Annotated in this window: 21 protein-coding genes and 1 tRNA gene; 8 read left to right on the forward strand and 14 right to left on the reverse strand. The window is 68.7% G+C overall.

Annotated features, from left to right (window positions below):
• Positions 1–222: 222 nt before the first annotated feature.
• From NEF64_RS13665 to NEF64_RS13705, 9 genes are all read right to left on the reverse strand, one after another.
• Positions 223–1,254, reverse strand: a complete 1,032-nt coding sequence (locus NEF64_RS13665; protein WP_056405516.1) for a FemAB family XrtA/PEP-CTERM system-associated protein — start codon at positions 1,252–1,254, stop codon at positions 223–225.
• Complete coding sequence (locus tag NEF64_RS13670; RefSeq protein WP_056405678.1) at positions 1,251–2,078, reverse strand: XrtA system polysaccharide deacetylase; 828 nt, start codon at positions 2,076–2,078, stop codon at positions 1,251–1,253. Before NEF64_RS13670 ends, NEF64_RS13665 begins: the two co-directional genes overlap by 4 nt.
• Before the next feature lie 43 nt (positions 2,079–2,121).
• On the reverse strand, positions 2,122–3,195 hold the full coding sequence (locus NEF64_RS13675; protein WP_056405515.1) for an ExeA family protein: 1,074 nt from the start codon (positions 3,193–3,195) through the stop codon (positions 2,122–2,124).
• Between the two features lie 12 nt (positions 3,196–3,207).
• Positions 3,208–4,860 (reverse strand): hypothetical protein, encoded by a 1,653-nt coding sequence (locus NEF64_RS13680; RefSeq protein ID WP_234387277.1) that lies wholly within the window; start codon positions 4,858–4,860, stop codon positions 3,208–3,210.
• Positions 4,857–5,888, reverse strand: a complete 1,032-nt coding sequence (locus NEF64_RS13685; protein WP_056405676.1) for an AAA family ATPase — start codon at positions 5,886–5,888, stop codon at positions 4,857–4,859. Before NEF64_RS13685 ends, NEF64_RS13680 begins: the two co-directional genes overlap by 4 nt.
• Before the next feature lie 10 nt (positions 5,889–5,898).
• The gene (locus NEF64_RS13690; RefSeq protein ID WP_056405514.1) at positions 5,899–7,422 is read right to left on the reverse strand and encodes an XrtA system polysaccharide chain length determinant; all 1,524 of its coding nucleotides are present in this window, start codon (positions 7,420–7,422) and stop codon (positions 5,899–5,901) included.
• An 11-nt stretch (positions 7,423–7,433) separates the two neighbouring features.
• Entirely contained in the window at positions 7,434–8,078 is a 645-nt protein-coding gene (locus NEF64_RS13695) for an XrtA/PEP-CTERM system exopolysaccharide export protein (RefSeq protein WP_031393819.1), read from the reverse strand.
• Between the two features lie 128 nt (positions 8,079–8,206).
• Entirely contained in the window at positions 8,207–9,448 is a 1,242-nt protein-coding gene (locus NEF64_RS13700; RefSeq protein WP_056405675.1) for a pyridoxal-dependent decarboxylase, exosortase A system-associated, read from the reverse strand.
• Positions 9,448–10,974, reverse strand: coding sequence for an acyl-CoA ligase (AMP-forming), exosortase A system-associated (locus NEF64_RS13705; protein ID WP_252573867.1), 1,527 nt, complete (start codon positions 10,972–10,974; stop codon positions 9,448–9,450). The genes NEF64_RS13700 and NEF64_RS13705 overlap by 1 nt, the downstream gene beginning before the upstream one ends.
• Before the next feature lie 77 nt (positions 10,975–11,051).
• Between NEF64_RS13705 and NEF64_RS13710 the strand changes: the two genes are divergently transcribed.
• From NEF64_RS13710 to NEF64_RS13720, 3 genes are read left to right on the forward strand one after another with little or no spacing between them, the layout of a single operon-like run.
• Positions 11,052–11,330, forward strand: coding sequence for an acyl carrier protein (locus NEF64_RS13710; RefSeq protein WP_031441379.1), 279 nt, complete (start codon positions 11,052–11,054; stop codon positions 11,328–11,330).
• Between the two features lie 11 nt (positions 11,331–11,341).
• Positions 11,342–12,004: a hypothetical protein gene (locus NEF64_RS13715; protein ID WP_056405512.1), complete on the forward strand. Its 663-nt coding sequence runs from the start codon at positions 11,342–11,344 to the stop codon at positions 12,002–12,004.
• Complete coding sequence (locus NEF64_RS13720) at positions 11,992–12,804, forward strand: hydrolase 1, exosortase A system-associated (protein WP_056405511.1); 813 nt, start codon at positions 11,992–11,994, stop codon at positions 12,802–12,804. The genes NEF64_RS13715 and NEF64_RS13720 overlap by 13 nt, the downstream gene beginning before the upstream one ends.
• Before the next feature lie 311 nt (positions 12,805–13,115).
• Here the strand turns inward: NEF64_RS13720 and trxB are convergent, their stop codons facing one another.
• The gene (trxB, locus tag NEF64_RS13725; protein WP_056405510.1) at positions 13,116–14,084 is read right to left on the reverse strand and encodes a thioredoxin-disulfide reductase; all 969 of its coding nucleotides are present in this window, start codon (positions 14,082–14,084) and stop codon (positions 13,116–13,118) included.
• Between the two features lie 125 nt (positions 14,085–14,209).
• Here trxB and NEF64_RS13730 point away from each other — a divergent pair, with 125 nt between their 5' ends.
• Genes NEF64_RS13730 through fdhD form a run of 3 tightly spaced genes read left to right on the forward strand, consistent with a single transcriptional unit; the run spans position 14,210 to position 17,819 of the window.
• Positions 14,210–16,498 (forward strand): FdhF/YdeP family oxidoreductase, encoded by a 2,289-nt coding sequence (locus tag NEF64_RS13730; protein WP_252573869.1) that lies wholly within the window; start codon positions 14,210–14,212, stop codon positions 16,496–16,498.
• Positions 16,405–17,010, forward strand: coding sequence for a molybdenum cofactor guanylyltransferase (gene mobA, locus NEF64_RS13735; RefSeq protein ID WP_320466367.1), 606 nt, complete (start codon positions 16,405–16,407; stop codon positions 17,008–17,010). The genes NEF64_RS13730 and mobA overlap by 94 nt, the downstream gene beginning before the upstream one ends.
• Positions 17,007–17,819, forward strand: a complete 813-nt coding sequence (gene fdhD, locus NEF64_RS13740; protein ID WP_056405673.1) for a formate dehydrogenase accessory sulfurtransferase FdhD — start codon at positions 17,007–17,009, stop codon at positions 17,817–17,819. The genes mobA and fdhD overlap by 4 nt, the downstream gene beginning before the upstream one ends.
• On the opposite strand, the gene NEF64_RS13745 is transcribed toward fdhD, so the two are convergent.
• The 4 genes from NEF64_RS13745 to NEF64_RS13760 form a co-directional block, all read right to left on the reverse strand.
• Positions 17,798–17,874: transfer RNA gene (locus NEF64_RS13745), tRNA-Met, on the reverse strand. The genes fdhD and NEF64_RS13745 overlap by 22 nt on opposite strands.
• A gap of 65 nt (positions 17,875–17,939) precedes the next feature.
• Positions 17,940–18,458 (reverse strand): 2'-5' RNA ligase family protein, encoded by a 519-nt coding sequence (locus NEF64_RS13750; protein WP_056405672.1) that lies wholly within the window; start codon positions 18,456–18,458, stop codon positions 17,940–17,942.
• 136 nt (positions 18,459–18,594) lie between these two features.
• Complete coding sequence (locus NEF64_RS13755) at positions 18,595–20,442, reverse strand: potassium transporter Kup (protein WP_107932838.1); 1,848 nt, start codon at positions 20,440–20,442, stop codon at positions 18,595–18,597.
• Between the two features lie 311 nt (positions 20,443–20,753).
• Positions 20,754–21,194, reverse strand: a complete 441-nt coding sequence (locus tag NEF64_RS13760; RefSeq protein ID WP_082446547.1) for an Lrp/AsnC family transcriptional regulator — start codon at positions 21,192–21,194, stop codon at positions 20,754–20,756.
• Positions 21,195–21,321: 127 nt separating this feature from the next.
• Between NEF64_RS13760 and ald the strand changes: the two genes are divergently transcribed.
• Together ald and NEF64_RS13770 are read left to right on the forward strand one after the other, a co-directional pair.
• Positions 21,322–22,428 carry an alanine dehydrogenase gene (gene ald, locus NEF64_RS13765; RefSeq protein WP_056405671.1) on the forward strand — a complete coding sequence of 369 codons (1,107 nt, stop codon included), beginning with the start codon at positions 21,322–21,324 and terminating at the stop codon, positions 22,426–22,428.
• Positions 22,429–22,480: 52 nt separating this feature from the next.
• On the forward strand, positions 22,481–22,699 hold the full coding sequence (locus NEF64_RS13770) for a DUF3072 domain-containing protein (protein ID WP_056405507.1): 219 nt from the start codon (positions 22,481–22,483) through the stop codon (positions 22,697–22,699).
• Positions 22,700–22,760: the final 61 nt, after the last annotated feature.

A 22,760-nucleotide genomic window follows, 5' to 3' on the forward strand; every position in this document is an offset into this window, starting at 1 on the left:
CGAGTCCGGCGCGCGCCTGCGACTTGCCGCGTGGCAGGATCGTGCAGCTCGCCAGCATGTCCGTGAAGGCGGCGGGCGGATCGCGGTCCGCCGCGTCGTCGGCAAATGCGACGAGATGGACGCGCATGCGTGCGCCGAGATAGCGGAGGACGTGGAAGCTGCGGATCTTGTCGCCGCGATCGGGCGGAAACGGCACCCGGTGCGCGAGGAACAGCAGATCGCTCACCCCAGACCCCGGGAGATCCACGGTCCGGCGAGGTTCGCCGCCCAGAGCGGCATCTTCTTCCAGCTACGCACCATCAGCGCATATCTGGGGTTGAGCGGATTGACCTCGCGCGCGGGGCCGTCGCTGCGCTTGGCATAAAGCCGCGGCACGGGCGTAAATCCCCAGTTCTTCTTGAACGCGGCCGCGCCGGTGCCGGTCTTCGACCGTCCGAAGTCGAACCGCGTGCAGCCGCGCGCGCGGGCATGCGCCATCAGCGCGAAATACATCCGGTCGTTGGCGCGCAGGCCGCGCGCCGCCTCGGTCCCGCCGCCCCAATAGGGATAGACCGTCCCGCGGTGATAGAGGCTGAGCACGCTCGCGACCGCGCGGCCGCGGTGGCGGACGGTCAGCACGTCGGCATCCATCGTCTCGACGACGCTGCGGAACAGCCGCGCGGGAAAGACCGGCGTGCCCAGATTGCGCACCGATTCGGCATAGACGCGGTAATGCTCGGCGAGCATTGCGCGGTCGCGGCCGGTCGCGATGTCGAGATCGAACCCGAGCGCGCGCCGCACCTCGGCGCGCTGCTTGCGCGGGATGGCGAGCAGCTCGGCATCGTCATCCGCCGCCAGATCGCGTGCGAATCCCAGATAGCTGTCCGCGTCGCTGTCCCAGCCCGCGGGCACCGCGCCGCCGCGAAGCTCGACCGACGGGCAGCCGAGCCGCTGCGCCAGATTCCAGGCCGCCGCGGCGAGCGGCTCGACCGCGCCATCGCCGAGCACGCCGCCATCGACCGCGAACCCCGCCGAGACGAGCGCGCGCCCGAACAGCGGCGACCGCATCTCGGTCAGCGGCAGCACGCCGGTGATCGTCCCGCCCCGCTCCGCGACCAGATAGCGTGCGCGCTGGCCGCAACCGCGCGCGACCGCGATGCTCCACGCGGGCAGATGGAACGGCGTCGCCGCCGCCGTCGCATCGACGAACGCCGCGATCCGCGCGCGCTCGTCCGCGTCGGCGAGATCCGCCTCGCGCACGGTGGCCGTCGTCACCGCAGCCGACCCGCCTCGACCGCGACCGCGGCATCGACGCGGCCCCAGTCATGCCGCCCGAGCAGTCCGCGCAGCTTGCCCGCCATCGCGCCAAGCCGCGAATAATGCCGGATCTTCGAGCGCAAGGGCGCCGCCGCGACGCGCGGCTGGGCGGGATCGATTTCCCAGGGGTGGAAATAGAACATCGCCGGGTGGTCGGCGGCGTTCACCTGGCGAACCGCGAAATCCATCAGCGCGGCGGGCAGCAGCCGGAAGAACCCGCCGCCCGTGGCGACGCGACGCGTGCCGAACTGCGCGACGGTGACGGGCACTTCGAGCAATGCGCTGTCGGCCAGCGGGCGGAAGGCGAAGCGCGGTGCGTCGCGCCAGCCATAATGATCGTGCGCGAGCGGTGCGACGCTCGACGAATAGGCATAGTCAGCTTCCGCCAGCACGGCGTGCGCCCAGGGCGTGCGCTGGTCGATCGAGAAGCTCGGGGCACGGTAGCCGGTGACACGCTGCCCCGCCGCATCCTCGATCGCCGCGCGCGCGCGTGCGAGGTCGGCGCGGAACAGGCCTGCATCCATCGTGAAGACGCGCTGGTGGTCCCAGCCATGGCTCGCGATCTCGTGTCCCGCATCGACGATCCGGCGGATCAGCGCGGGGTAGCGGTGCGCGACCCAGCCGAGCGTGAAGAAGGTCGCGTGCACGCCGCTTTCGGCGAACAGCGCGAGCACCGCATCGGTATTCGCCTCTACGCGCGGCTGGAGGCTGTCCCAGTCCGCCTTGTCGATCACCGTCTCGAACGCGCCGACCTGGAACCAGTCCTCGACATCGACCGACATGCCGTTGCGGATCGGGCCGGCCGTTACCGCCGTCGTCACCGGATCACGCCGCGTCGTGCCAGTGCGACGCGCCGCGGATCGGCTTGTAATCGGGCCTGGGCTCGTCGCCCTCGACCCACTCGACGAGTAAGGTCAGGACGCGGCGCAGCGCCTGGTCCTGCTGCTCGACGCGCGCCTCGAGCATCGCGAGACGGTCGAGGACCGCAGGGTCGGTGGCGGGGTCGGGCGTGGCGCGGGGCTGTGCCTTGGGTTCGGCGGCGGGTTCGGGGGCAGGCTCGGGCGTGGGCGTCGTCGCGAGTGTCGGCAGGTCCGCGGTCAGGTCGCTCTGCACGGCGCGGACGACGGCGCCGTCGATGACGCGCAGATCCTCGATCGCGGCATAGAGCATGACGCGGCCCGCCAGCATGTTGAGGCGGCGGGGGATGCCGTCCGACCCGTCGAACAGCGCGGCGACCGCGTCGTCGGTGAACGCCGGATTGCCCTCCCAGCCGACCACCGACAGGCGGTGCGCGATATAGTCGGCGACCTCGTGCGGCTCCATCGGATCGAGATGGTGGATCGCGATCACCCGCTGGCGCAGCTGTTCGAGCCCGTCGGAACCGTGGAGCCGGTCGCGGAATTCGGGCTGGCCGAGCAGCAGGATCTGCAGCAGCGCATGGCCGGCGGTCTGGAAATTGGACAGCATCCGCAGTTCCTCGAGCGCGGACACGGGCAGCGCCTGCGCCTCGTCGACGATCAGCAGCGTGCGCTTGCCGGTCCGCGCGACGGCGTGCAGCCCGCGTTCGATCGCGGTGAGCAGCTGTGCCTTTTCGAGCCCCGCCGGGTCGACACCGAGCGCGGTCGCGACGATCCGCAGCAGGTCGCTCGCCTCGATCGCGGTCGACACCAGACGAATCGCGTTCAGGCTCTGATGGTCGATCGTGTCCATCAGATGCCCGACCAGCGTGGTCTTGCCCGCGCCGATATCGCCGGTCATGACGATGAAGCCCTCGCCCTGCGCCAGACCATAGCCGAGATACGCCATGGCCTTGCGATGCGTCCCCGATTCGAACCAGAATCGGGGGTCCGGGGTGAGCTGGAACGGGCGTCCCGTCAGTCCGTAATGTTCGTCGTACATCTGCCAAATATCCTAGAACTGATACCGTGCACCGAGCAGCGCCTGTGCGGACCAGTCGCTGTCGAAGTCGCCGACCTTGAAGCTGTATAACCCGAGCGACGCGGTCGTGCCGAGCCGTCCGAAATTGCGGTAATAGGTGCCGGTCGCGCCATAGGACCAGACCCCGCCATCGCCCGCGGTAACGAAACCGCCGCCGAGCTGGCTGTCGAAATAGTTCACGAACGCGGTCGCATTGATCCCCGATACCGAAGACAGCGACCGCGCGAAATAGAGCTGGCCGTAATAGCTCTCGTCCTCGAGGCCCGTGACGACGAGGCCGGGCGCGCCGCGCGGCGCGAACAGCCGGCGATTGGCATAGCCGATGCCGCCGCCGAACGTCGTCCGCCCGCGCGTCGCGACGAGCACCGCGTCGATCCCGCGCGCACGGTAGCTCGAGGTGGAGATCGACTGGAACACGTCGTCGAGGCAGCCGCCCGGCGCCGCGCCGGTCGCGCCGAAGACGCAGCCGTTGAACTGCTGCGCGAAACCCTGGTTGGGCGCGAGGAAGCTCGTCGGCAGGTTGGCGAGGCCGGTGCGCAGCTGGCGGCCGAAGGTCTGCACACCGTCATAGACGTTGACCGCGACGCCGATGTCCTTCGACGCCTGGTAGGTCGCGGTGCCGGTGAAGCTGAGCGAGCCATAGCGTTCGCCGATCCGCGCCTCGACCGAGGTGCGCCGGTTCGGCCGCCAGATCACGCCCGCGTCGTAATAGAGCCCGTCGGTGCGATAGGCGATGCGGCGCGGCGATCCCGGCGCGGTCCGGAACCGGCCGTCGCGGTCGAGCACGGGGACGCCCGCGGCATCGACCAGCGCATCCTTCTGGCTCGTCTCGATCCGTTCATAGCCGAGGCCCGCGGTCAGCGCGACATAGGGCGACACCGGCAGCACCGCGTCGCCGCGGCCGAAATAGCCCTGGTAGCGCTGGCTCAGCTGGCCTGCGGTCTCGCGGTCGAACCCCGCGCTCGCGGTCAGCCCGACCGGCAGCAGCGTGCCCGGCCGGAACCCCGCGCTGGCCGTCGCGGTGTGGCCGATCGAATCGTCGTAATAATCGAGCCGCTGGCCACCGGTCGCCGCGGTGCCGAAGGTCGGGGTCTCGACCTTGGTATAGCCGAGCCGGTAGTTCGCGTTGAGCGCGACGTCGCCCGCCTGCGCGGCGAAATTCGGCCCCCCATAGACGGCATAGACCTGCGCGATGTTCGACACGTTGCCGACCAGCACGCCGGGCGCGGCGCCGCGGATGTCCGAGCGCGAGCGCGTGGCGATCCCGCCCGCTTCCAGCGAGAGGTTGCGCGTCAGCTGCGCCTCGACCCGCGCGAGACCCGAATGGATGTCGGTGTCGCCGATATCGTCGTCATAGGCGAAGCGGCGTTCGTAGCGATAGCTGACCTGCCCGTTGATCCGCGCGGTCGACACCGCCGCATCGACGCCGGCGGCGAGCGAGGTGTAGGTGAGCACGTCGCCGCCGCCGAGATCCGCGGTGAGGATCTGCGTCGCCTCGATATAGGGCCGGACGACGACGCGCCGTGCGCCCTGCCCGCTTCCGGACGCGGAGTCGGACTGGGCGAGCGCGGGCGCCGCGACGAACAGCGCCGCCGCGCCGCCGAGGATCAGGCGGACATCGCTCACCGCGCGCCGCCTTGCTCGTAATAGCTGCCGAACCGCGCGCCGCCGGGGACGAACGACACCGCGTTGAGCACCAGCTGAATATGCTCGCAGCTGTCGAGCCGGTTGACCGCGGCGCGGACCTCGCTCTCGGGCGTGTGATCGGCGCGGACGACGAGCATGACCTGCCCGACCAGCATCGCGAGCACGCCCGCGGGCGACGCGGCGAGCGCAGGGGGCGAATCGAAGATCACGATCCGCCGCGGATCCGCCGCGAGCAGCCGCGCGAGCACCGCACGGGTCCGCGCGCTGGCGAGCAGTTCGGTATCCATCGTGGTCCGGTCGCCCGCGGGCAGGATCGAGAGATGCGGCACGTCGGTGCGGATCACCAGCGTCTCGACGTCGATGCTCGTGTCGGCCAGCGCATCGAGCAGGCCGGGGCCATCGTCGAGCCCGAGCTGCCGCAGCACGTCGGGCTTGGCGACATCGGCATCGACCAGCAGCACCTCGGTATCACGCTCGGCCGCGATCGAGAGTGCGAGGTTGATCGCGCAGAAGGTCTTGCCGTCGTTCGGCCGCGCCGAGCAGACGAGAATCGTGCGCGCCTTGTCGGGCACCGTGCTGGCCTCGATCTGCGCGCGCGTGATCAGCAGCTGCCGCTTGATGAGGCGGAACTCCTCCGCCAGCGGGCCGACCGGCGCGCCGGGCACCATCATGCCGTTCGCCGCCAGCATCCCGCGATCGATCATCGCCGTGTCGCTGGCGACCAGCGGCAGGTGGAACTCGTCAGGCAATTCCTGCCCGATCGGCGCGCGAAGCTCGGGCGGGATCGCGAGGAAGGTCGCATCGTCGGAGTCCGGCGCGTCGGCTTCGAACGCGGCAACGGGCTCGGCGGCAGGCTCAGGCGCGCGTGCCGGTTCGACCGGCGGCACCGGCGGCCGGGCCCGCACGTGCTGGTTGAAGTCATAGACCGTGGCGGCGCGTTCGAGCAGCGACGGCGCGCGTGGCGGCTCGCCGCTGGCTTCGTGCGATTCGGGGATCTTGCTACGCATGGTCACGTCCTCAGGCCGCCAGGCCACGCTGCAGGATCTCGACGCCCAGCAGCAGCACATAGGCGGCGCCGAGTGCTGCCGTGCCGCCGAGGAACATCCGGAACTGCTTGGCGCGCAGCTCGGACTGGGTGCGCGTCACGACTTCGCCGATCGACCCGATCACCGGCATCCCCGCGACGCGTTCGAGCCGGGTGCTCGTCGCGAACGTGCCACGGAGCTGGCCGAGCAGGAACGCGCCGCCGATCCCGGCGCCGAGACCGGCGATCAGCACGCCGGTCAGCAACAGCATCCGGTTCGGTGCGCTCGGCTTTTGCGGCGTGGTCGGCGGGTCGATCACGCTGAACTTGACGCGATCGGTCTGCGACTGCGCCTGGCCGCGGAGCGCGATCTGTTCGCGCTGGGTCAGCAGCTGGTCATACTGGTCCTTCAGCACCTGATAATCGCGGTCGATCGCGCCCTGTTCGGCGGCGACGGTCGGATCCTCGGACAGCTTGGCGTTGAGCTGGTCGAGATCGCCCTGCAGCTGCGCGCGACGGATCCTGAGCGATGCGACCGCCGCCTGCTTGTCCGCCATCATCGCCTGCAGCGAGACATAGAGCGGATTGGGCGACGAACCCGCGCCGCTGCCGCCCGACAGCGGTTCGCCGCGCGCCGCCGCGGTTGCCTGGGCGAGCTGCGCGCGCAGTGCGACGACGTCGGGATGGCTTTCGGTATAGCCGCGCGCACGGGCATCGGCGAGCTGCCCCTGGATCGCTGCAAGCCGGGCGCGTGCGGGTCCGGCCGCACCGGCGACGCCGCCGCTGCCCGCGACCGTCCGCGCCACGCCGGCCATCTGCCCCTGCACCGCCGCCAGCCCCGATTGCGCGGCGGCGAGGTCACCATCGACCTGCGCCATCTGCGACCGCGCGGCGCCGATCCGGTCGGCGACCGACCCGGTGCCGGGCAGCGCGCCGAGATAGCGGTTCTGGAAGTCGGCGCGCTTGGCTTCCGCGTCCTGGAGCTGCTTCTGCCGCTGCGCCAGTTGCTTGTCGAGAAAGCTGAGGCTCTGGCTGGTGCTCGTCCGGTCGCCCGCCAGATTGCCCTCGACGAAGATGTCGATCAGCTTCTGCGTGATCGTCCGCGCCAGCTTCGGACTCGCCGCGGTCGTCGCGATCTCGAACAGATTGTCCTGCGCCGACGTCACCTTGATCGACTGGGCGAGGCTGGCGACGCGGTCGGCGACGTCGCGGTCGCTGGCCACCGTGTTGGCGAGGTCGGTGCCGCGCACGACCTTCTCCAGATTGACCGCGGAGGTCAGCGTCTGGCGGATCGTGTCGATGTCGGTGCGGCTCGAGGCCGACGGCTGGTCCATGCTCGCGGGCAGCAGGTTCTGCATCTGGACGAAGACGCGCGCGCGCGATTCATAGCGGCTCGGGATCTGCGACACGAACAGCCAGCCGAGGACGCACACGCCCCACGCGATCGCGAGCGCGAGCCACCGCCGCGTCCAGATCGCGTGCAGCGCGACCCGCGCCTCGTCATAGATGCCGTTCATACCGCCACGCCTCAGAACATCGATTCGGGGATGATGATGACGTCACCGGGCTCAAGCCTGACATTGGCGGACGAATCGCCTTTTTTCAACAGGTTCGAGATTTGCAGCGAGAACTCGCTCTGCTTGCCGCTCGCCCGGTCGTAGCGCACCAGCCGCGCCTTGTTGCCCGCCGCATACTGGCTGAGCCCGCCGACCGCGATCATCGCGTCGAGCAGCGTCATATTGGCACGATAGGGGATCGAGGCGGGCTTTTCGGTCGCGCCGACGATCCGGACCTGCTGGCTGTAGGTGCCGCTGAAATTCTCGACGATGACCGACACGATCGGGTTTTTGACATATTCGCCGAGCGCCTTCTTCATGTCGTCGGCGAGCTGGGCGGGCGTCTTGCCGACCGCGGACATGTCGTTGACCAGCGGCGTCGTGATCCGGCCGTCGGGGCGGACCTGGACCTTCGACGACAGTTCGGGATTGCGCCAGACGAAGATGTTAAGCTGATCGAGCGGGCCGATCACATATTCCTCGCCCGGCAGTTCCTTGTTCGCGACATAGGCCGCGGGCGGCAGTTCGGGCGGACCGCCGGTGCTGCTGCAGGCGGCCAGCGACGACGCGGCGAGCCCCAGCGTGAACAGGGAACGGGAAACGGGTCCGGAACGCATGGGCACTGATCTCCTGGCGCCATCCCGGCAACGGGTGTCCGATGGCCGGTTAAACTCGCACGGGCTATGCAGGGAAACAGGTGAAGATAGCGTTTAGGAGCGCTCCGCAACCCCGCCCGCCGCCACGCTCATGGCTGGGGTTGGACTGAAGTAACGATCTCGAGCGCGGGTGGATGCCCGAGAAACGCCGCCGGGCTCGCGCTGGCGCCGTATGCGCCCGCCATGAAGATCGCGATCAGGTCGCCGGGCACGACCGGCGGCAGCGCGACGCGGTCGCCGAGCCGGTCGAGCGGGGTGCACAGCGGTCCCACGACCGACACTGCGTCCGCCGCCGCCGCCTCCCCCATCCGCGCGGCGACCGCGAGCGGATAGTTGCGCCGGACGACGGTGCCAAAATTGCCGCTTGCCGCGAGCTGGTGGTTGAGCCCGCCATCGACCACGACGAAGACTTCGCCCTGGCTCTGCTTCACGTCGATCACGCGGGTCAGGTACACGCCGGCTTCGGCGACCAGCCACCGCCCGAGCTCGATCGCGAACCGGGTGTCGCGCAGCACGGCCGCGCGGGTCTCGAGTGCCGCGTGCAACGCCGCGCCGACCCGTTCGACGTCGAGCGCGACGTCGTTCGCGAAATAGGGCACGCCGAACCCGCCGCCCAGATTGACCAGCGGCGGCGCGACGCCCGCCGCGTCGGCGAGCCGTGCGGCGAGGTCGAGCGTGGCCGCCTGCGTCTCGATGATCGCGCCCGCGTCGAGCGCCTGGCTGCCCGCATAGATGTGGAACCCGCGCCAGTCCGCGCCCGCCGCGGCGATGTCGCGCACCAGCGCCGCCGCACGCTCCGCATCGACGCCGAAGGGCGAGGCGCGGCCGCCCATCCGCATTCCCGATCCGCGCAGTTCGATATCGGGGTTCACGCGCACCGCCATCCGCGGCGCGATGCCGAGCCGCGCGCCGATCGCGAAGCCGCGCGTGGCCTCGCCCTCCGATTCGACGTTCAACGTCGCGCCCGCGCGGATCGCCGCGGCAAGTTCGTCGTCGCGCTTGCCGGGACCGGCAAAGCTGATCGCGTGCGCCGGCTTGACCGACAGCGCCATGCCGAGCTCGCCTGCCGACGCGACGTCGAGCCCGTCGACCAGCGGTGCGACCGCCGCGAGCAGCTCCGAATGCGGGTTCGCCTTGATCGCATAATGCAGGTCGATCGCGGGCATCGCTGTGCGGAACCGCGCGATCCGCGCCGCGACGATGGCGCTGTCATAGACGAACAGCGGCGTGTCGCCGGCCTGTGCGACCCAGGCCTCCGCGGACCGCCCGCCGATCGTCAGCGCGCCCGACTGGTGCGCAAATTCGGGCGGCAACGCCCCCATCGGCTTCATCATGCCTGTCCCTGTTCCTGTGCCGACGACCATGCCCGGACCTCGGCTGCGATCGCGGACCGGTCGAGCTTGCCGTTGGCGTTGCGCGGCAGCGCGTCGCGCCACAGATAGCCGGCGGGCTGCATGAAGCTCGGCAGCGCGGTGCGCAACCGGCTCCTGAGCGCGGGCTCGTCCGCCGCGTCGCCCGCGAGCATCACGACGATCGCCTGCCCCAGCCGCCGATCGGCCACGCCGACTGCGACCGCCTCGCGGGCTACGTTGCCGGCGAGTACCGCCTCCTCGACCTCGAGCGGGCTGATCCGGTTGCCCGCGCTCTTGATCATCTCGTCGTCGCGGCCAACGAATCGGAGCAGCCCGTCCGTGTCCTCGACCACCGTGTCGCCCGACCAGACCGCCATGCCGTTGCCGTCGGGCGCGGGGCGGAAGCGCTGCGCGGTCCGCGCGGCATCGCGCCAATAGCCCTGCGCGACCAGCGGGCCGGCATGCACCAGCTCGCCCGGTTCGCCCGGCGCGGCGCTGGTGCCGTCGGGCCGGATCACCGACACCTGCGCGAACGGGATCGCCCGCCCCATCGCCTCGGGGTGCGCGTCGATCAGCGCCGGGTCGAGATAGGTCGAGCGGAACGCCTCGGTCAGCCCGTACATCGCGTAGATGTCCGCGCCGGCGAACCGCGCGCGCAACCCTGCGACGAGCCGCGGGGTCAGCGCGCCGCCCGAATTGGTCAGCCGCCGCAGCCGCGCCGCGGTCTCCGCCGGCCAGTCCGCCTCGAGCAGCTGCACCCAGAGCGGCGGCACGCCGGCGAGCGTCGTCGCGCCGACCCGTTCGACCGCCTTCACGACGTCGCGCGCGACCATATAGTCGATCGGCGCGACCGCCGCGCCCGCCGCCCAGGTCGAGAAGAGCTGGTTCTGGCCGTAATCGAACGACAGCGGCAGCACGCCCAGCACCCGGTCGTCGCGCGTGAGCTTCAGATAGTGCGCGACCGACACGGCGCCGAGCGACAGATTGGCGTGGCTCAGCATCACCCCCTTGGGCCGCCCGGTCGATCCCGAGGTGTAGAGGATCGCGGCGAGCTTCGCCGGATCGGCATCGGACGGGCCCGGGCCGCCCTCGCCTTGCAGATCGAGCGCGGTCTCGTCGACGATTGCGCAGTCCGCGGGCACGTCGCCCGGCTCGAGCGTCGCCGCGCGCGCGCCCTGCGTCACCAGCAGCACAGCACCGCTGTCGGCCAGGATATGCGCCACCTGTGCGCGCCGCAGCAGCGGGTTGACCGGAACATGGACCAGCCCCGCGCGCGCCGCCGCGAGCGGCATCACGCTGGCGACCCGCGTCTTGGGCAGCCAGGTCGCGACGCGCGCGCCCTCTGCAAGACCCTGCCCCGCCAGCCAGCCGGCGAGCGTGCCGACCGCGGTTTCGAGGTCGCGGAACGTCATCGTCCCTGCGCGGTCGATCAGCGCAACGTCGTCGGCTGCGCCGTGCGACGTAAGGTGATCGATCGGAAACGGGACGGGGTCGGGCGAGGTCATGGGTCCTCCATAGCGCCAAGCCGTTGCCGAATTCACCCCCACAGGCTAGCGGGGCCCGGTTCGCAACGGTTCAGGCGATGCTCGTGATCTTCGAAGGTACTTCCCAGGTTGAAACGACGGTCCGCGCCGTCCTTGCCGACATCCTTGGCCTCAGCGCCGAGCGAGTCGCGGCATTCACCGACGACACGCCGTTGTTCGGCGCGCTCCCCGAACTCGATTCGATGGCGGTGGCAAGCGTGCTGACCGAGCTCGAGGACCGGCTCGGCATCCTGATCGAGGATGACGAGATCGACGGCGAGATGCTCGAGACGTTCGGCGCGCTCGTCCAGTTTGCGGCGCGCAAGGCGCTGGTCTAGCCTCGGCCGGGATGACCGGCCCCCGCTTCGATCGCTATGACTGGGCCGGCGGGCGCGAGACGATGCTGCGTTTCGGCCCCGATGCCGGACCGCTGGTCGTCGCGGTGCTGCCGCTGTTCGAGGAGGCGAACCGCACGCGTGCGTTCCTCGTCGAAATGCTGCGCGCGCTGGCCAGGCGCGGGATCGGCAGCATCCTGCCTGATCTGCCCGGTACCGACGAGAGTGTGGTCGAGACGCGCGACCTGCGGTTGGCCGATCTGCGCCAGGCCTTTGCCACGCTCGTCGGCACGCTCGACGCGCCGGTTTACGCGCTGACGATCCGCAGCGGTGCGCTCGTCGATTGCGACGCCAGCCTTGCCGGGCGGTGGCGGCTCGCACCGCAGGCGGGTGATGATCTGTTGCGCGACCTGAACCGGATCCGCGCCGCGTCGACGATGCCCGATGCGGATGGGTATGCGGGCAACAGCCTGTCCGCCGCGCTGCTCGCCGATCTGCGCGACGCCGTACCGTGCGACGCGTCGCGAACGGTTCGACTCGAGAGCGACCCGCGTCCGGCGGATGCGCGCTATCCCGGCGCGCCGCTGTGGCGGCGGTCGGAGCCGGGCAGCGATGCAACGCTCTCCGACACGCTGGCCGCGGACATCGCCGGGTGGATCGCCGCATGCGCCGGCTGATCGCGGTCCCCTGCGAGGGCGAGACGCTGGTCGCGACGCTCGACGAGGCGGCGGGCGCTACCGGCGTGCTGATCGTGTCGGGCGGCAACGAGATCCGCAGCGGCGCGCACCGTGGCATGGCGATGCTCGCGCGGCGACTGGCGGCGGGGGGTACGCCGGTGTTCCGCTACGACCGCCGCGGCATCGGCGATTCGAGCGGCGAGAATCGCGGCTTTCTGTCGGCGCAGGCCGATCTGGTCGCCGCCGCCGCCGCGTTCCGCGCCGCCGCGCCGCAGGTCACGAGGCTGGTGGGGTTCGGCAATTGCGACGCGGCGAGCGCGCTCGCGCTGTTCGGGGGGGCGGCGGGGGTCGACCGGCTGCTGCTCGCCAACCCCTGGGTGATCGCGCCGACCGACGACCTGCCCCCTGCCGCTGCGATCCGCGCGCGCTATGCCGCGCGGCTGCGTGATCCGGCCGCGTGGCTCAGCCTGATCCGCGGTGGGATCGATCTGCGCAAGCTGGTCCGGGGTCTTGTGAGGGTGTCGCGGGCGTCGGGAGCGGTCGAGGGCGACCTTGCGAGCCGGGTCTGCGGCGCGATCGATGGCTGGGCGGCGCGTGTCGTCATTCTGCTCGCGACCGGTGACGTGACGGCGCAGGTGTTTGCGGCGCGTTACGGCGGCGAAGCGCGGATCGTGCGGCTGGCTACCGATTCGCACAGCTTCGCTGGTTCCGCTGCGGTTGCGCTGGAGGCGGAGCTCAGGGCCGTGATCGACCGCACGGACGATGCACAGGCCCCCGCCTCCCCCACTTCGTCATCCTGACGAAAGTCAGGACCAAGGGTTACGGGCGGTGCCGTCTTTGGCTCTGGATCCTGACTTTCGTCAGGATGACGGAGGTTGTGGGGGGACGCTGGCACTCCCCCGTCCGTCATAATGGCGAAAGGTGTGAGGGGAACACTGGCACCTCTACTCTCGTCATCCTGACGAAAGTCAGGATCCAGGGTTACGGGCGACGCCGTCCTTGGCTCTGGGTCCTGACTTTCGTCAGGATGACGAGAGGGTGTGAGGGGGCGAGAGCACGCTCCCCCATCATGCGAACGAGGGGGCGTGGATCAAACGCACGCCCCCCGCGCTTACTCCGCGGCTTCGGCCAGTTCCGCGAATTCCGCCGCCGCCAGGAACCGCTCCGCGTCCAGCGCGGCCATGCAGCCCGTGCCTGCCGCGGTCACCGCCTGGCGGTAGACCTTGTCGGCGACGTCGCCGCACGCGAAGACGCCCTCGACGCTGGTGCGCGTCGAGCCGGTCTCGACCGAGATATAGCCGTCCGAATCGAGATCGATATGCCCGCGGAACAGCTCGGTCGCGGGGTGGTGGCCGATCGCGACGAAGCCGCCATCGACCGACAGGCGCGAGCGTTCGCCCGTCACCGTGTCCTCGAGCTCGAGCGCGACGAGCCCGGCATTGCCGCCGCCGTCGACGAATTCGCGGACTTCCTTGTTCCACAGCACGGTCACGCCCTTGTGTGCGAACAGCCGCTCCTGGAGGATCTTCTCCGAACGCAGCGAATCGCGGCGGTGGATCAGCGTCACGTCGGGCGAATGGTTGGTGAGGTACAGCGCCTCCTCGACCGCGGTGTTGCCGCCGCCGATCACCGCGACCTTCTTGCCGCGGTAGAAGAAGCCGTCGCAGGTCGCACAGGCGCTGACGCCCTTGCCCTTCATCGGCTCCTCGCTGTCGATGCCGAGCCACTTGGCCTGCGCGCCGGTCGCGATGACGAGCGTCTCGCCCTCATAGACGTCGCCGCTGTCGCCGGTCAGGCGGAACGGGCGGCTGCTGACGTCGACCTTGACGATCGTGTCCCACATCATCCGCGTGCCGACATGCTCGGCCTGCGCCTGCATCTGCTCCATCAGCCACGGGCCCTGGATGACGTCCTTGAAGCCGGGATAATTCTCGACATCGGTGGTGGTGGTCAGCTGGCCGCCGGGCTGGATCCCCTGGACGACGATCGGCGCCATCCCGGCGCGCGCGCCATAGATCGCGGCCGACAGCCCGGCAGGCCCGGAACCGAGAATGAGCATGCGGGTCGTGTGCGTCGTCATCGTGATATCCTTGGAGTTTCGGATCCCATCTAGGCGATGGCGCGTGCGATTTGAACCATCGCCACCGCAATCGGCGTGCATCGTTTGCCGCCCCGCTTCGTTGGAAAGCAAAAGCGGAGAGACGTATGAGCGACGACCGGACCATCGAGATCGAAGACTATACCGCACCCGCCGGCGGCTGGGGGTCGATGAAATCGCTCGTGGAGATATCCGCGCGCGAGAAGATCGGCCCCGAGGCGCTGCGCGAACTCACGCGGCAGAACAAGCCCGAGGGCTTTGCCTGCGTCAGCTGCGCCTGGGGCAAGCCCGCGCATCCGCATACCGCCGAATTCTGCGAGAATGGCGCGAAGGCGACCGCGTGGGAGCTGACCTCCTACCGCGTGACGCCGGCGTTCTTCCAGGAGCATACGGTCACCGAGCTGCTCGGCTGGAAGGATTTCGATCTCGAACAGGCCGGCCGCCTGACGCATCCGCTGAAATATGACGCGACCACCGACAAATATGCCGCGTGCAGCTGGGACGAGGCGTTCGCCGGGATCGGTGCGAAGCTCAAGACCTATGACCCGACCAAGGTCATCTTCTACGCCTCGGGTCGCGCGAGCCTCGAGACCTCGTACATGTACAGCCTCATGGCGCGGATGTACGGCAGCCAGAACCTGCCCGACAGTTCGAACATGTGCCACGAGACGACCTCGGTCGGGCTGAAATCAGCGATCGGCTCCGCGGTCGGGACGATCCACCTCTCGGATTACGAGAAGTGCGACGCGATCTTCTATTTCGGGCAGAATCCGGGTGTGAACAGCCCGCGCTTCCTTCACCCGCTGCGCGACTGCGCCAAGCGCGGCGTCGAGATCGTCGTCTTCAATCCGCTCAAGGAGCGCGGTCTGGAGAAATTCCAGGATCCGCAGAATCCGCTGGAGATGGTCACCGGCAAGTCGACGCCGATCGCCTCGCAATATCATCAGGTGAAGACCGGCGGCGACGTCGGCGCGCTGATGGGGATGTGCAAATATCTGATCGAGGCGGACGATCGCGCGCGTGAACTCAACACGCTGCGCATCCTCGACCACGCCTTCCTCGCCGAGCACACCACCGGGTTCGAGAAGTTCGCGGACGTCGCGCGCGGCACTGACTGGGCGACGATCGAGCATGAGAGCGGGCTGTCGCGCGTCGAGATCGAATCGGCCGCCAAGGTCTATGCCAAGTCGAAGGCGGTCATCGCGGTATACGGCATGGGGCTGACCCAGCATGTCGGCGGGATCGACAACGTCCATATGCTCGTCAACCTGATGCTGCTGCGCGGCAATATCGGCAAGCCCGGCGCGGGCATGGGCCCCGTCCGCGGCCATTCGAACGTCCAGGGGCAGCGTACCGTCGGGATCACCGAAAAGCCGGAGCTCGCCCCGCTCGACAAGCTCGCCGAGCAATATGGCTTCGAGCCGCCGCGCGAGCTCGGCTGGGACACGGTCGCGTCGTGCGAGGCGGTCCTCGAGGGCGAGGCGCAGGCGTTCATCGGGCTGGGCGGCAATTTCGTCCGCGCGATCCCCGACCATGCGCGGATGGAACCGGCGTGGCGCGGGATCGACCTGACGGTGCACATCGCCACCAAGCTCAACCGTTCGCACCTGCTGCCCGGCAAGACCTGCTATTTGCTCCCCTGTCTCGGCCGGATCGAGACGGACATGCAGGGCACAGGGCCGCAGAGCGTCTCGGTCGAGGATTCGTTCAGCAAGATCTATGGCTCGAAGGGCAAGGCGACGCCGGCCGCGGAGACGTTGCTGTCCGAGCCGGCGATCCTCGCGGGTATCGCCAAGGCGACGCTGGCGCCCAATCCGAAGCTCGACTGGGATGCGTGGGTGCGCGACTATGCACGGATCCGCGATGCGATCGCCGAGACCTATCCGGACATGTTCTCCGACTTCAACGCCAAGATGTTCACCCCCGGCGGCTTCTGGAAGGGCGTGCCGGCGGCGCACCGCGAATGGTTGACCGAAAGCGGCAAGGCGGAGATCAACGTCCCCCACTCGCTCAACGTCACCGGGTTCGAGGAGAGCGAGGGGCGGTTCCGGCTGATGACGCTGCGGTCGAACGATCAGTTCAACACCACCGTCTATGGCTATCACGACCGGTTCCGCGGCGTGAAGGGCACGCGCGACATCGTCTTCATGAACCGCAGCGACATGCTGCGCATGGGGCTGACCGATGGTGACGACGTCGATCTGGTCGGCGATGCGGGCGACAATGGCGACCGCCGCTTCAACAAGCTGCGCGTCGTCGAATATTCGATTCCGGAAGGGTGCGTCGGGGCCTATTACCCCGAGTGCAACCTGCTGATGCCGGTCGCGCACCATGCGCGCGAAAGCCATGTGCCTGCCGCCAAGTCGGTGCCGGTGCGGATCGAGAAGACACGCTGAGCACGCCCAGGATCCTCGGCGTCGTCCTGGCGGGCGGGCGATCGTCGCGGTTCGGGTCGGACAAGGCGCAGGCGCTGCTCGACGGCCGTCGCCTCGCCGATCACGCCTGTGCGCTGCTCGGGCCGCATGTCGATGACGCGGTGGTCGCGGGCCGGGATGGCCTGATCCGCGACCTGCCGGGGCCCGATCTGGGGCCGCTGGGGGGTATAGCGGGTGCGCTGCACCATGCGGCGGGCCTGGGCTACACCTCGGTCCTCACGATCGCCTGCGACGTGCCTGCCCTGCCCGACGGGTTGCTGGCGGCGCTGGCCCGCCGCGCCCCTGCCTTCTGCCCCGATGCGCCCGTGCTGGGGCATTGGGAGACCGCGTCCGCCGCTGCGCTGGTCGCGCATATCGAATCGTCGCCGCGACGCTCGGTGCGCGGCTGGGCCGAGGCGATCGGCGCCTTGCCGATCCCTGCGCACGGGGCCATCCCGAACATCAACACCCCCGAGGACATGGCTGCGCTGTGACGACTGCCCGTACCGAAGCGATCACTATCCTGCGCCCCGACGCCGTCGCGGCGGGTACGCGCGCGATCGCGATCGAGGTGCCCGTCGCGATCGAGATCGACGGGCTTGGCTATGCGGTGATGATGATGACGCCCGCCGACCTGCCCGCCTTCACCACCGGCTTCCTGCTGACCGAGCGGCTCGCCGACAGCGCCGACGACGTGCGCGACATCGACGTATTCGAGGCGGAGGCGGGCTGGATCGTCCGGGTCGGCCTGTCGGAGCGGTGCAGGGGGCGGATCCACGACCGCGTCCGCCACCGGACCAGCGACACGTCCTGCGGGCTGTGCGGCATTTCCGGGCTCGAACAGTTGCGCAAGCCGGTGGCGGGTACCCCGCCCCGCCCCGACGTGCCCGTCACCGCGATCTTCGCCGCGCTGGCCGGGCTGCGCGCGCACCAGCCGCTCAATGCCGCGACGGGGGCTATCCATGCTGCCGCCGCCTGCGACCGGTCGGGAGCCGTACTGGCCGCCTATGAGGATGTCGGCCGCCACAATGCGCTCGACAAGCTCGTCGGCGGGCTGGCGATGCGGTCGAGCGAGCCCCCCGCCTTCATCCTCGTCACCTCGCGGATCAGCTTCGAGATGGTCGACAAGGCACTGGTCGCGGGCGTGGCGATGCTGGTGGGGATTTCCGCGCCGACCAGTCTCGCGATCGATCACGCGCGCGCACACGGCCTGACGCTGCTCGCGCTCGCCCGCAGCGACGCGATCCTGGTCGTCAACGACCCGTTCGGTGTGTTTGAAAATGGTAGCGAAGGAGGGACTTGAACCCCCGACCCCAGGATTATGATTCCCGTGCTCTAACCAACTGAGCTACTTCGCCGTACCGTCTGCGGGGAAGCATTCTTCCCTGCGAGGCGCGGCCTATAGGAAGCGGATTCGAGGCGGTCAAGCAAACATGTGACGCGAAATCGCTTCCCAGGGCCCGCCGCGATACCACCAGGCGCCGAGCCCGGCGATTTCGACGTCCCGCGCCACGAAGTCGCGCTGCAGATTGCCGAGCAGCAGCTTGGCGACCGACGGGTTGACCTTGTTCTGGATCGTGACGTGCGGACGCCAGCCGCCCGCGTCCTGCGGCGTCAGCATCCCCGTAAACGCATCGGCCAGCCGCGCGCGGATCCCGACCAGTTCGGGCGATTCGATCCGGTAGGCGACACCACGCCCCAGCGACATCAGCCCGCCGATCCGCGCCCGCGGCGCCGGCAGCCCGCGCGTCTCCTGATTCAGCCGGTGCTTGAGCTCGTCGAGCCCCGAGGGCGGCAGGTGATGGAACAGCGTCAGGTGCGAATCGAGCTGGTTGCGCTCGGGCGGGAAATGCTCGCGCCGCATCGCGTCGAAGAACGCGGTGTCCTGGCGGCCGAACAGCGCGGTGACGATGATCGGGGCGACTTCGGTCGTGCTTGCCATCATGCAGATACCTCCCCGGCGCAGGCCGGGGTCCAGTTGGAAAGGTTGATGTAACTTCGTGTGACGTCCGCCATCGACGTTTCCCAACTGGGCCCCGGCCTTCGCCGGGGAGGTGCGGGGTGCCGACCGACTGAGATCAAATCTCGATCTGGCTGCCGAGCTCGACGACGCGGTTGGTCGGCAGGCGGAAGAATTCCATCGCGCTTTCGGCGTTGCGCAGCATCCATGCGAACAGCTTTTCGCGCCAGAGCATCATCCCCGGCTTGTCCGAGGCGAGCAGCGTCTGGCGAGAGAGGAAGAAGCTGGTGTCCATCATCTTGAAGTCCGCGCCGCAGCTGTGCACCTGGCGCAGCGCGGCGGGGACGTCGGCATCCTCCATGAAGCCGTAGCGCAGGATCAGGCGGTGGAAGCCGTCGCCGAGCTCGTCGCGCACCGCACGGTCGTGCGCGGGCCAATAGGGCTGGCCGACGATCTTGACGGTCAGCAGGATCACGCGCTCGTGCAGCACCTTGTTGTGCTTGAGGTTGTGGAGCAGCGCATGCGGCACGCCGTCGGAAGTCGAGGTCATGAACACCGCGGTCCCCGGCACGCGCGACGCGGAGTTCGCCGCCGAGCCGATGAACACCTTGATCGGCATCGCCGCCTCGCGCATCCGGTCGATCATCAGCTGGCGCCCCTTCGACCAGGTCGTCAGGAAGGTGAAGATGATGAGGCCGATCAGCAGCGGGAACCAGCCGCCATCGGGCACCTTGGTCAGGTTCGCGGCCAGATAGGCGCCGTCGACCAGGAAGAAGATCGCGAGCAACGGGATCGCCGCGATCTTCGGCCAGTTCCACAGGCGGAACAGCACGACACCGAGCAGGCAGGTGTCGATCAGCATCGCCCCCGTCACCGCGATGCCGTAAGCGCTGGTCAGATTCGACGAGGTGCGGAAGAACAGCACCAGCAGGATCACCATCACCATCAGCGCGCCGTTGACCAGCGGGATGTAGATCTGGCCCGCGGTCGCGGCACTGGTATGCTCGATCCGCAGCCGGGGGATGAAGCCGAGCTGGATCGCCTGTTGCGTGACCGAGAACGCGCCCGAGATCACCGCCTGCGACGCGATCACCGCGGCCATCGTCGCGAGCAGGACGAGCGGCAGCTGGAGGCTTTCGGGGGCGAGATTGTAGAACGGGCTGACGAGCGCCGCCTGCCCGTCGCGGAACAGCAGCGCGCCCTGCCCCATGTAATTGAGGATCAGCGCGGGCAGGACGAAGAACAGCCAGGAGATGCCGATCGGCCGGCGGCCGAAATGCCCCATGTCCGCATAGAGCGCCTCCGCGCCGGTCACCGCGAGCACCACCGAGCCGAGCGCGAGGAAGGCGCGGGTCGGGTCGATCAGGAAGAACTCGACCGCATAATGCGGCGAGAAGGCCCAGAGCACGCCTGGCGTCTGGATGATGCTGAGGATGCCGAGCACCGCGATGACGCTGAAATACACCAGCATGATCGGCCCGAACACCATGCCGATTCGCGCCGTGCCGCTCTTCTGGACCCAGAACAAGGCGATCAGGATCGCGATCACGATCGGCAGGACGAGCCCGGCGAAGCTCGGCGCGGCGACCGCGAGCCCCTCGACCGCGGACAGCACCGACACGGCGGGGGTGATCATGCTGTCGCCGTAGAAGAGCGCGGTCGCGAAGACGCCGAGCAGGATGATCCCCTTGCTCCAGCGCCGCGTCTTGGTCTTGCCCGAGACGAGCGCGAGCAGGGCGAGACTGCCGCCCTCGCCCTTGTTGTCCGCGCGCATGATGATGATGACGTATTTCACCGTCACGACGATCATCATCGACCAGAACATCAGGCTGATGACGCCCATGATGTGTGCCGAATCGAGCGCGAGCTTGTGGTGCCCGGCGAACGTCTCGCGGAACGCGTAGAGCGGGCTCGTGCCGATATCGCCGAAGACGATGCCGATCGCGCCAAAGGCGAGTTTCAGCATGCCGTCCGCATGATGGTGGCCGGTATCCGGATCGAGACCGGCGGGGGGCACGGTCGACGCCGCGGCTGTGGGATCGACGCTCACTGGACGGTGAATCGACCCGGAAGTGCAGCAATCATCATCGAAATTCCGATTTCACCCTGTGCCCCAAGCTCGCGCATTTAGCATGGGGGTTGGAGAGCGGCAACGCCGCCGCCGGCAACGTGGATTAACCGGGGCTGATCACGCCGCTTCGCCTGTCTGAGGCAGGACGCTATCGGTAACGGGCATTGCCGTGCTTGGCCTTGGAGTCCTGGGCGCGCAGGAAAACGTCAGCGCGTGACGACTTCGCGAATCACGAAATGCGACGCCAGCCGCGTGACGCCCGGCAGTTGCGACAGCGTCTCGCGGTGGATCCTCTCGAACGTCTCGCCGCGGCGGAGCTCGACGTGCAGCATGTAATCCGCCTCGCCGCTCATCAGGAAGCATTGCACGACCTGCGGGCATCGCACGATCTCCGCCTCGAACGCCGCCATCGTCTCCTTGCGCTGGTCGCGCAGCGTGACGTTGACCAAGACGATGCTCGGATCGCCGCGGGCCGCGCGCGACAGGACCGCGCGATAGCCGGTGATCGCACCGCTCTCACGCAGCTGCGCGACGCGGCGATGCGCCGCGCTCGGCGACAGGCCCACCGCCTCGCCCAGCTCGGCGCTCGTCAGGTCGGAATTGGCCGCCAGCAGGTCCAGGATCCTGCGCTCGATCGCGATGCTCACAATTTTCCTGCTTCGTCGTCTCTGAGTGCAATATTCTCCCAGATTTGATAGGGCAGCGGGACGGCTTTGCGAACCCTTCCCGGTCGATGCGCGCTACACTGCGGTCAAAGATAATGGAGTGGAAATGATGCGCGTCGGTGTTCCCAAGGAAATCAAGAATCACGAATATCGTGTCGGTTTGACCCCGCCGTCGGTCGCCGAGCTGGTCGCCGCGGGGCACGAGGTCGTGGTCGAGACGCAGGCAGGCTCGGGCATCGACTTCGAGGACCAGGATTATGTCGACGCGGGTGCGACGATCCTGCCGACCGCCGCCGCGGTGTTTGCCGGCGCGGACATGATCGTGAAGGTCAAGGAGCCGCAGCCGGTCGAGATCGCGATGCTCGAACCGCGCCACCTGCTCTTCACCTATCTCCACCTCGCCGCGGACAAGCCGCAGGCCGAGGGGCTGATGAAGTCGGGCGCGACCTGCATCGCGTACGAGACCGTCACCGACCATCGCCGCGGCCTGCCGCTGCTGAAGCCGATGTCCGAGGTCGCGGGCCGCATGTCGGTGCAGGTCGGTGCGCATTATCTCGAAAAGGAACAGGGCGGCCGCGGCGTCCTGCTCGGCGGCGTCCCCGGTGTCGCGCCTGCCAAGGTCGCGATCCTCGGCGGCGGCGTGTCGGGCGTCAACGCCGCGCAGATGGCGGTCGGGATGCGTGCCGACGTGACGATCTACGACATTTCGAACGATCGCCTTGCCGAGCTCGACATGTTCTTCTCGAGCCAGATCAAGACCGCCTATGCGTCGAAGGCGGCGATCGCGGCGGCGGTGAAGAACGCGCATCTCGTCATCGGCGCGGTGCTCGTCCCCGGCGCGGCGGCCCCCAAGCTGGTCACGCGCGAGATGCTCAAGACGATGAAGCGCGGTTCGGTGCTGGTCGACATCGCGATCGACCAGGGTGGCTGTTTCGAGACGAGCCATGCGACCACGCATGAGGATCCGGTGTTCGAGGTCGACGGCGTGATCCATTACTGCGTCGCCAACATGCCCGGCGCGGTCGCGCGCACCTCGGCCTTCGCGCTCAACAACGCGACGCTGCCGTTTGCGCTGAAGCTCGCCAATCTGGGTGCGGAGGCCGCGATGAAGGCCGACCCGCACCTCGCCAACGGGCTCAACGTCTACAAGGGCAAGATCGCGTACAAGGCGGTCGCGGATGATCTGGGTTTACCTTACGAAGCTTGGTCGAATTAAGCGGGAACGGATGCGGAACACGGGGGTTGGACAGGCGGAAGGAATTTCACGCATGTCCGACACCCCGAACCCCAAGTCCGAGCCTTTTTCGAACGCCGAGAAGGATCCGCACGACTGGACGACCGGCGACGAGAAGATGACCGGGGCACAGGCCAGCTATCTGAAGACGCTGTCCGAAGAGGCGCATGAGGAATTCGACGAATCGCTGACGAAGGCGGATGCCTCGCTGAAGATCGACGAGCTTCAGGGCAAGACCGGCCGCGGCCAGTAAGCCCTTTTGCGGCACGGAACGGGACCCAGGATCCCCGGCATCGCGCCGGACGATTCGGGTC

Source organism: Sphingomonas aerolata, assembly GCF_023935825.1.
Taxonomy (GTDB): Bacteria; Pseudomonadota; Alphaproteobacteria; order Sphingomonadales; family Sphingomonadaceae; genus Sphingomonas; species Sphingomonas aerolata.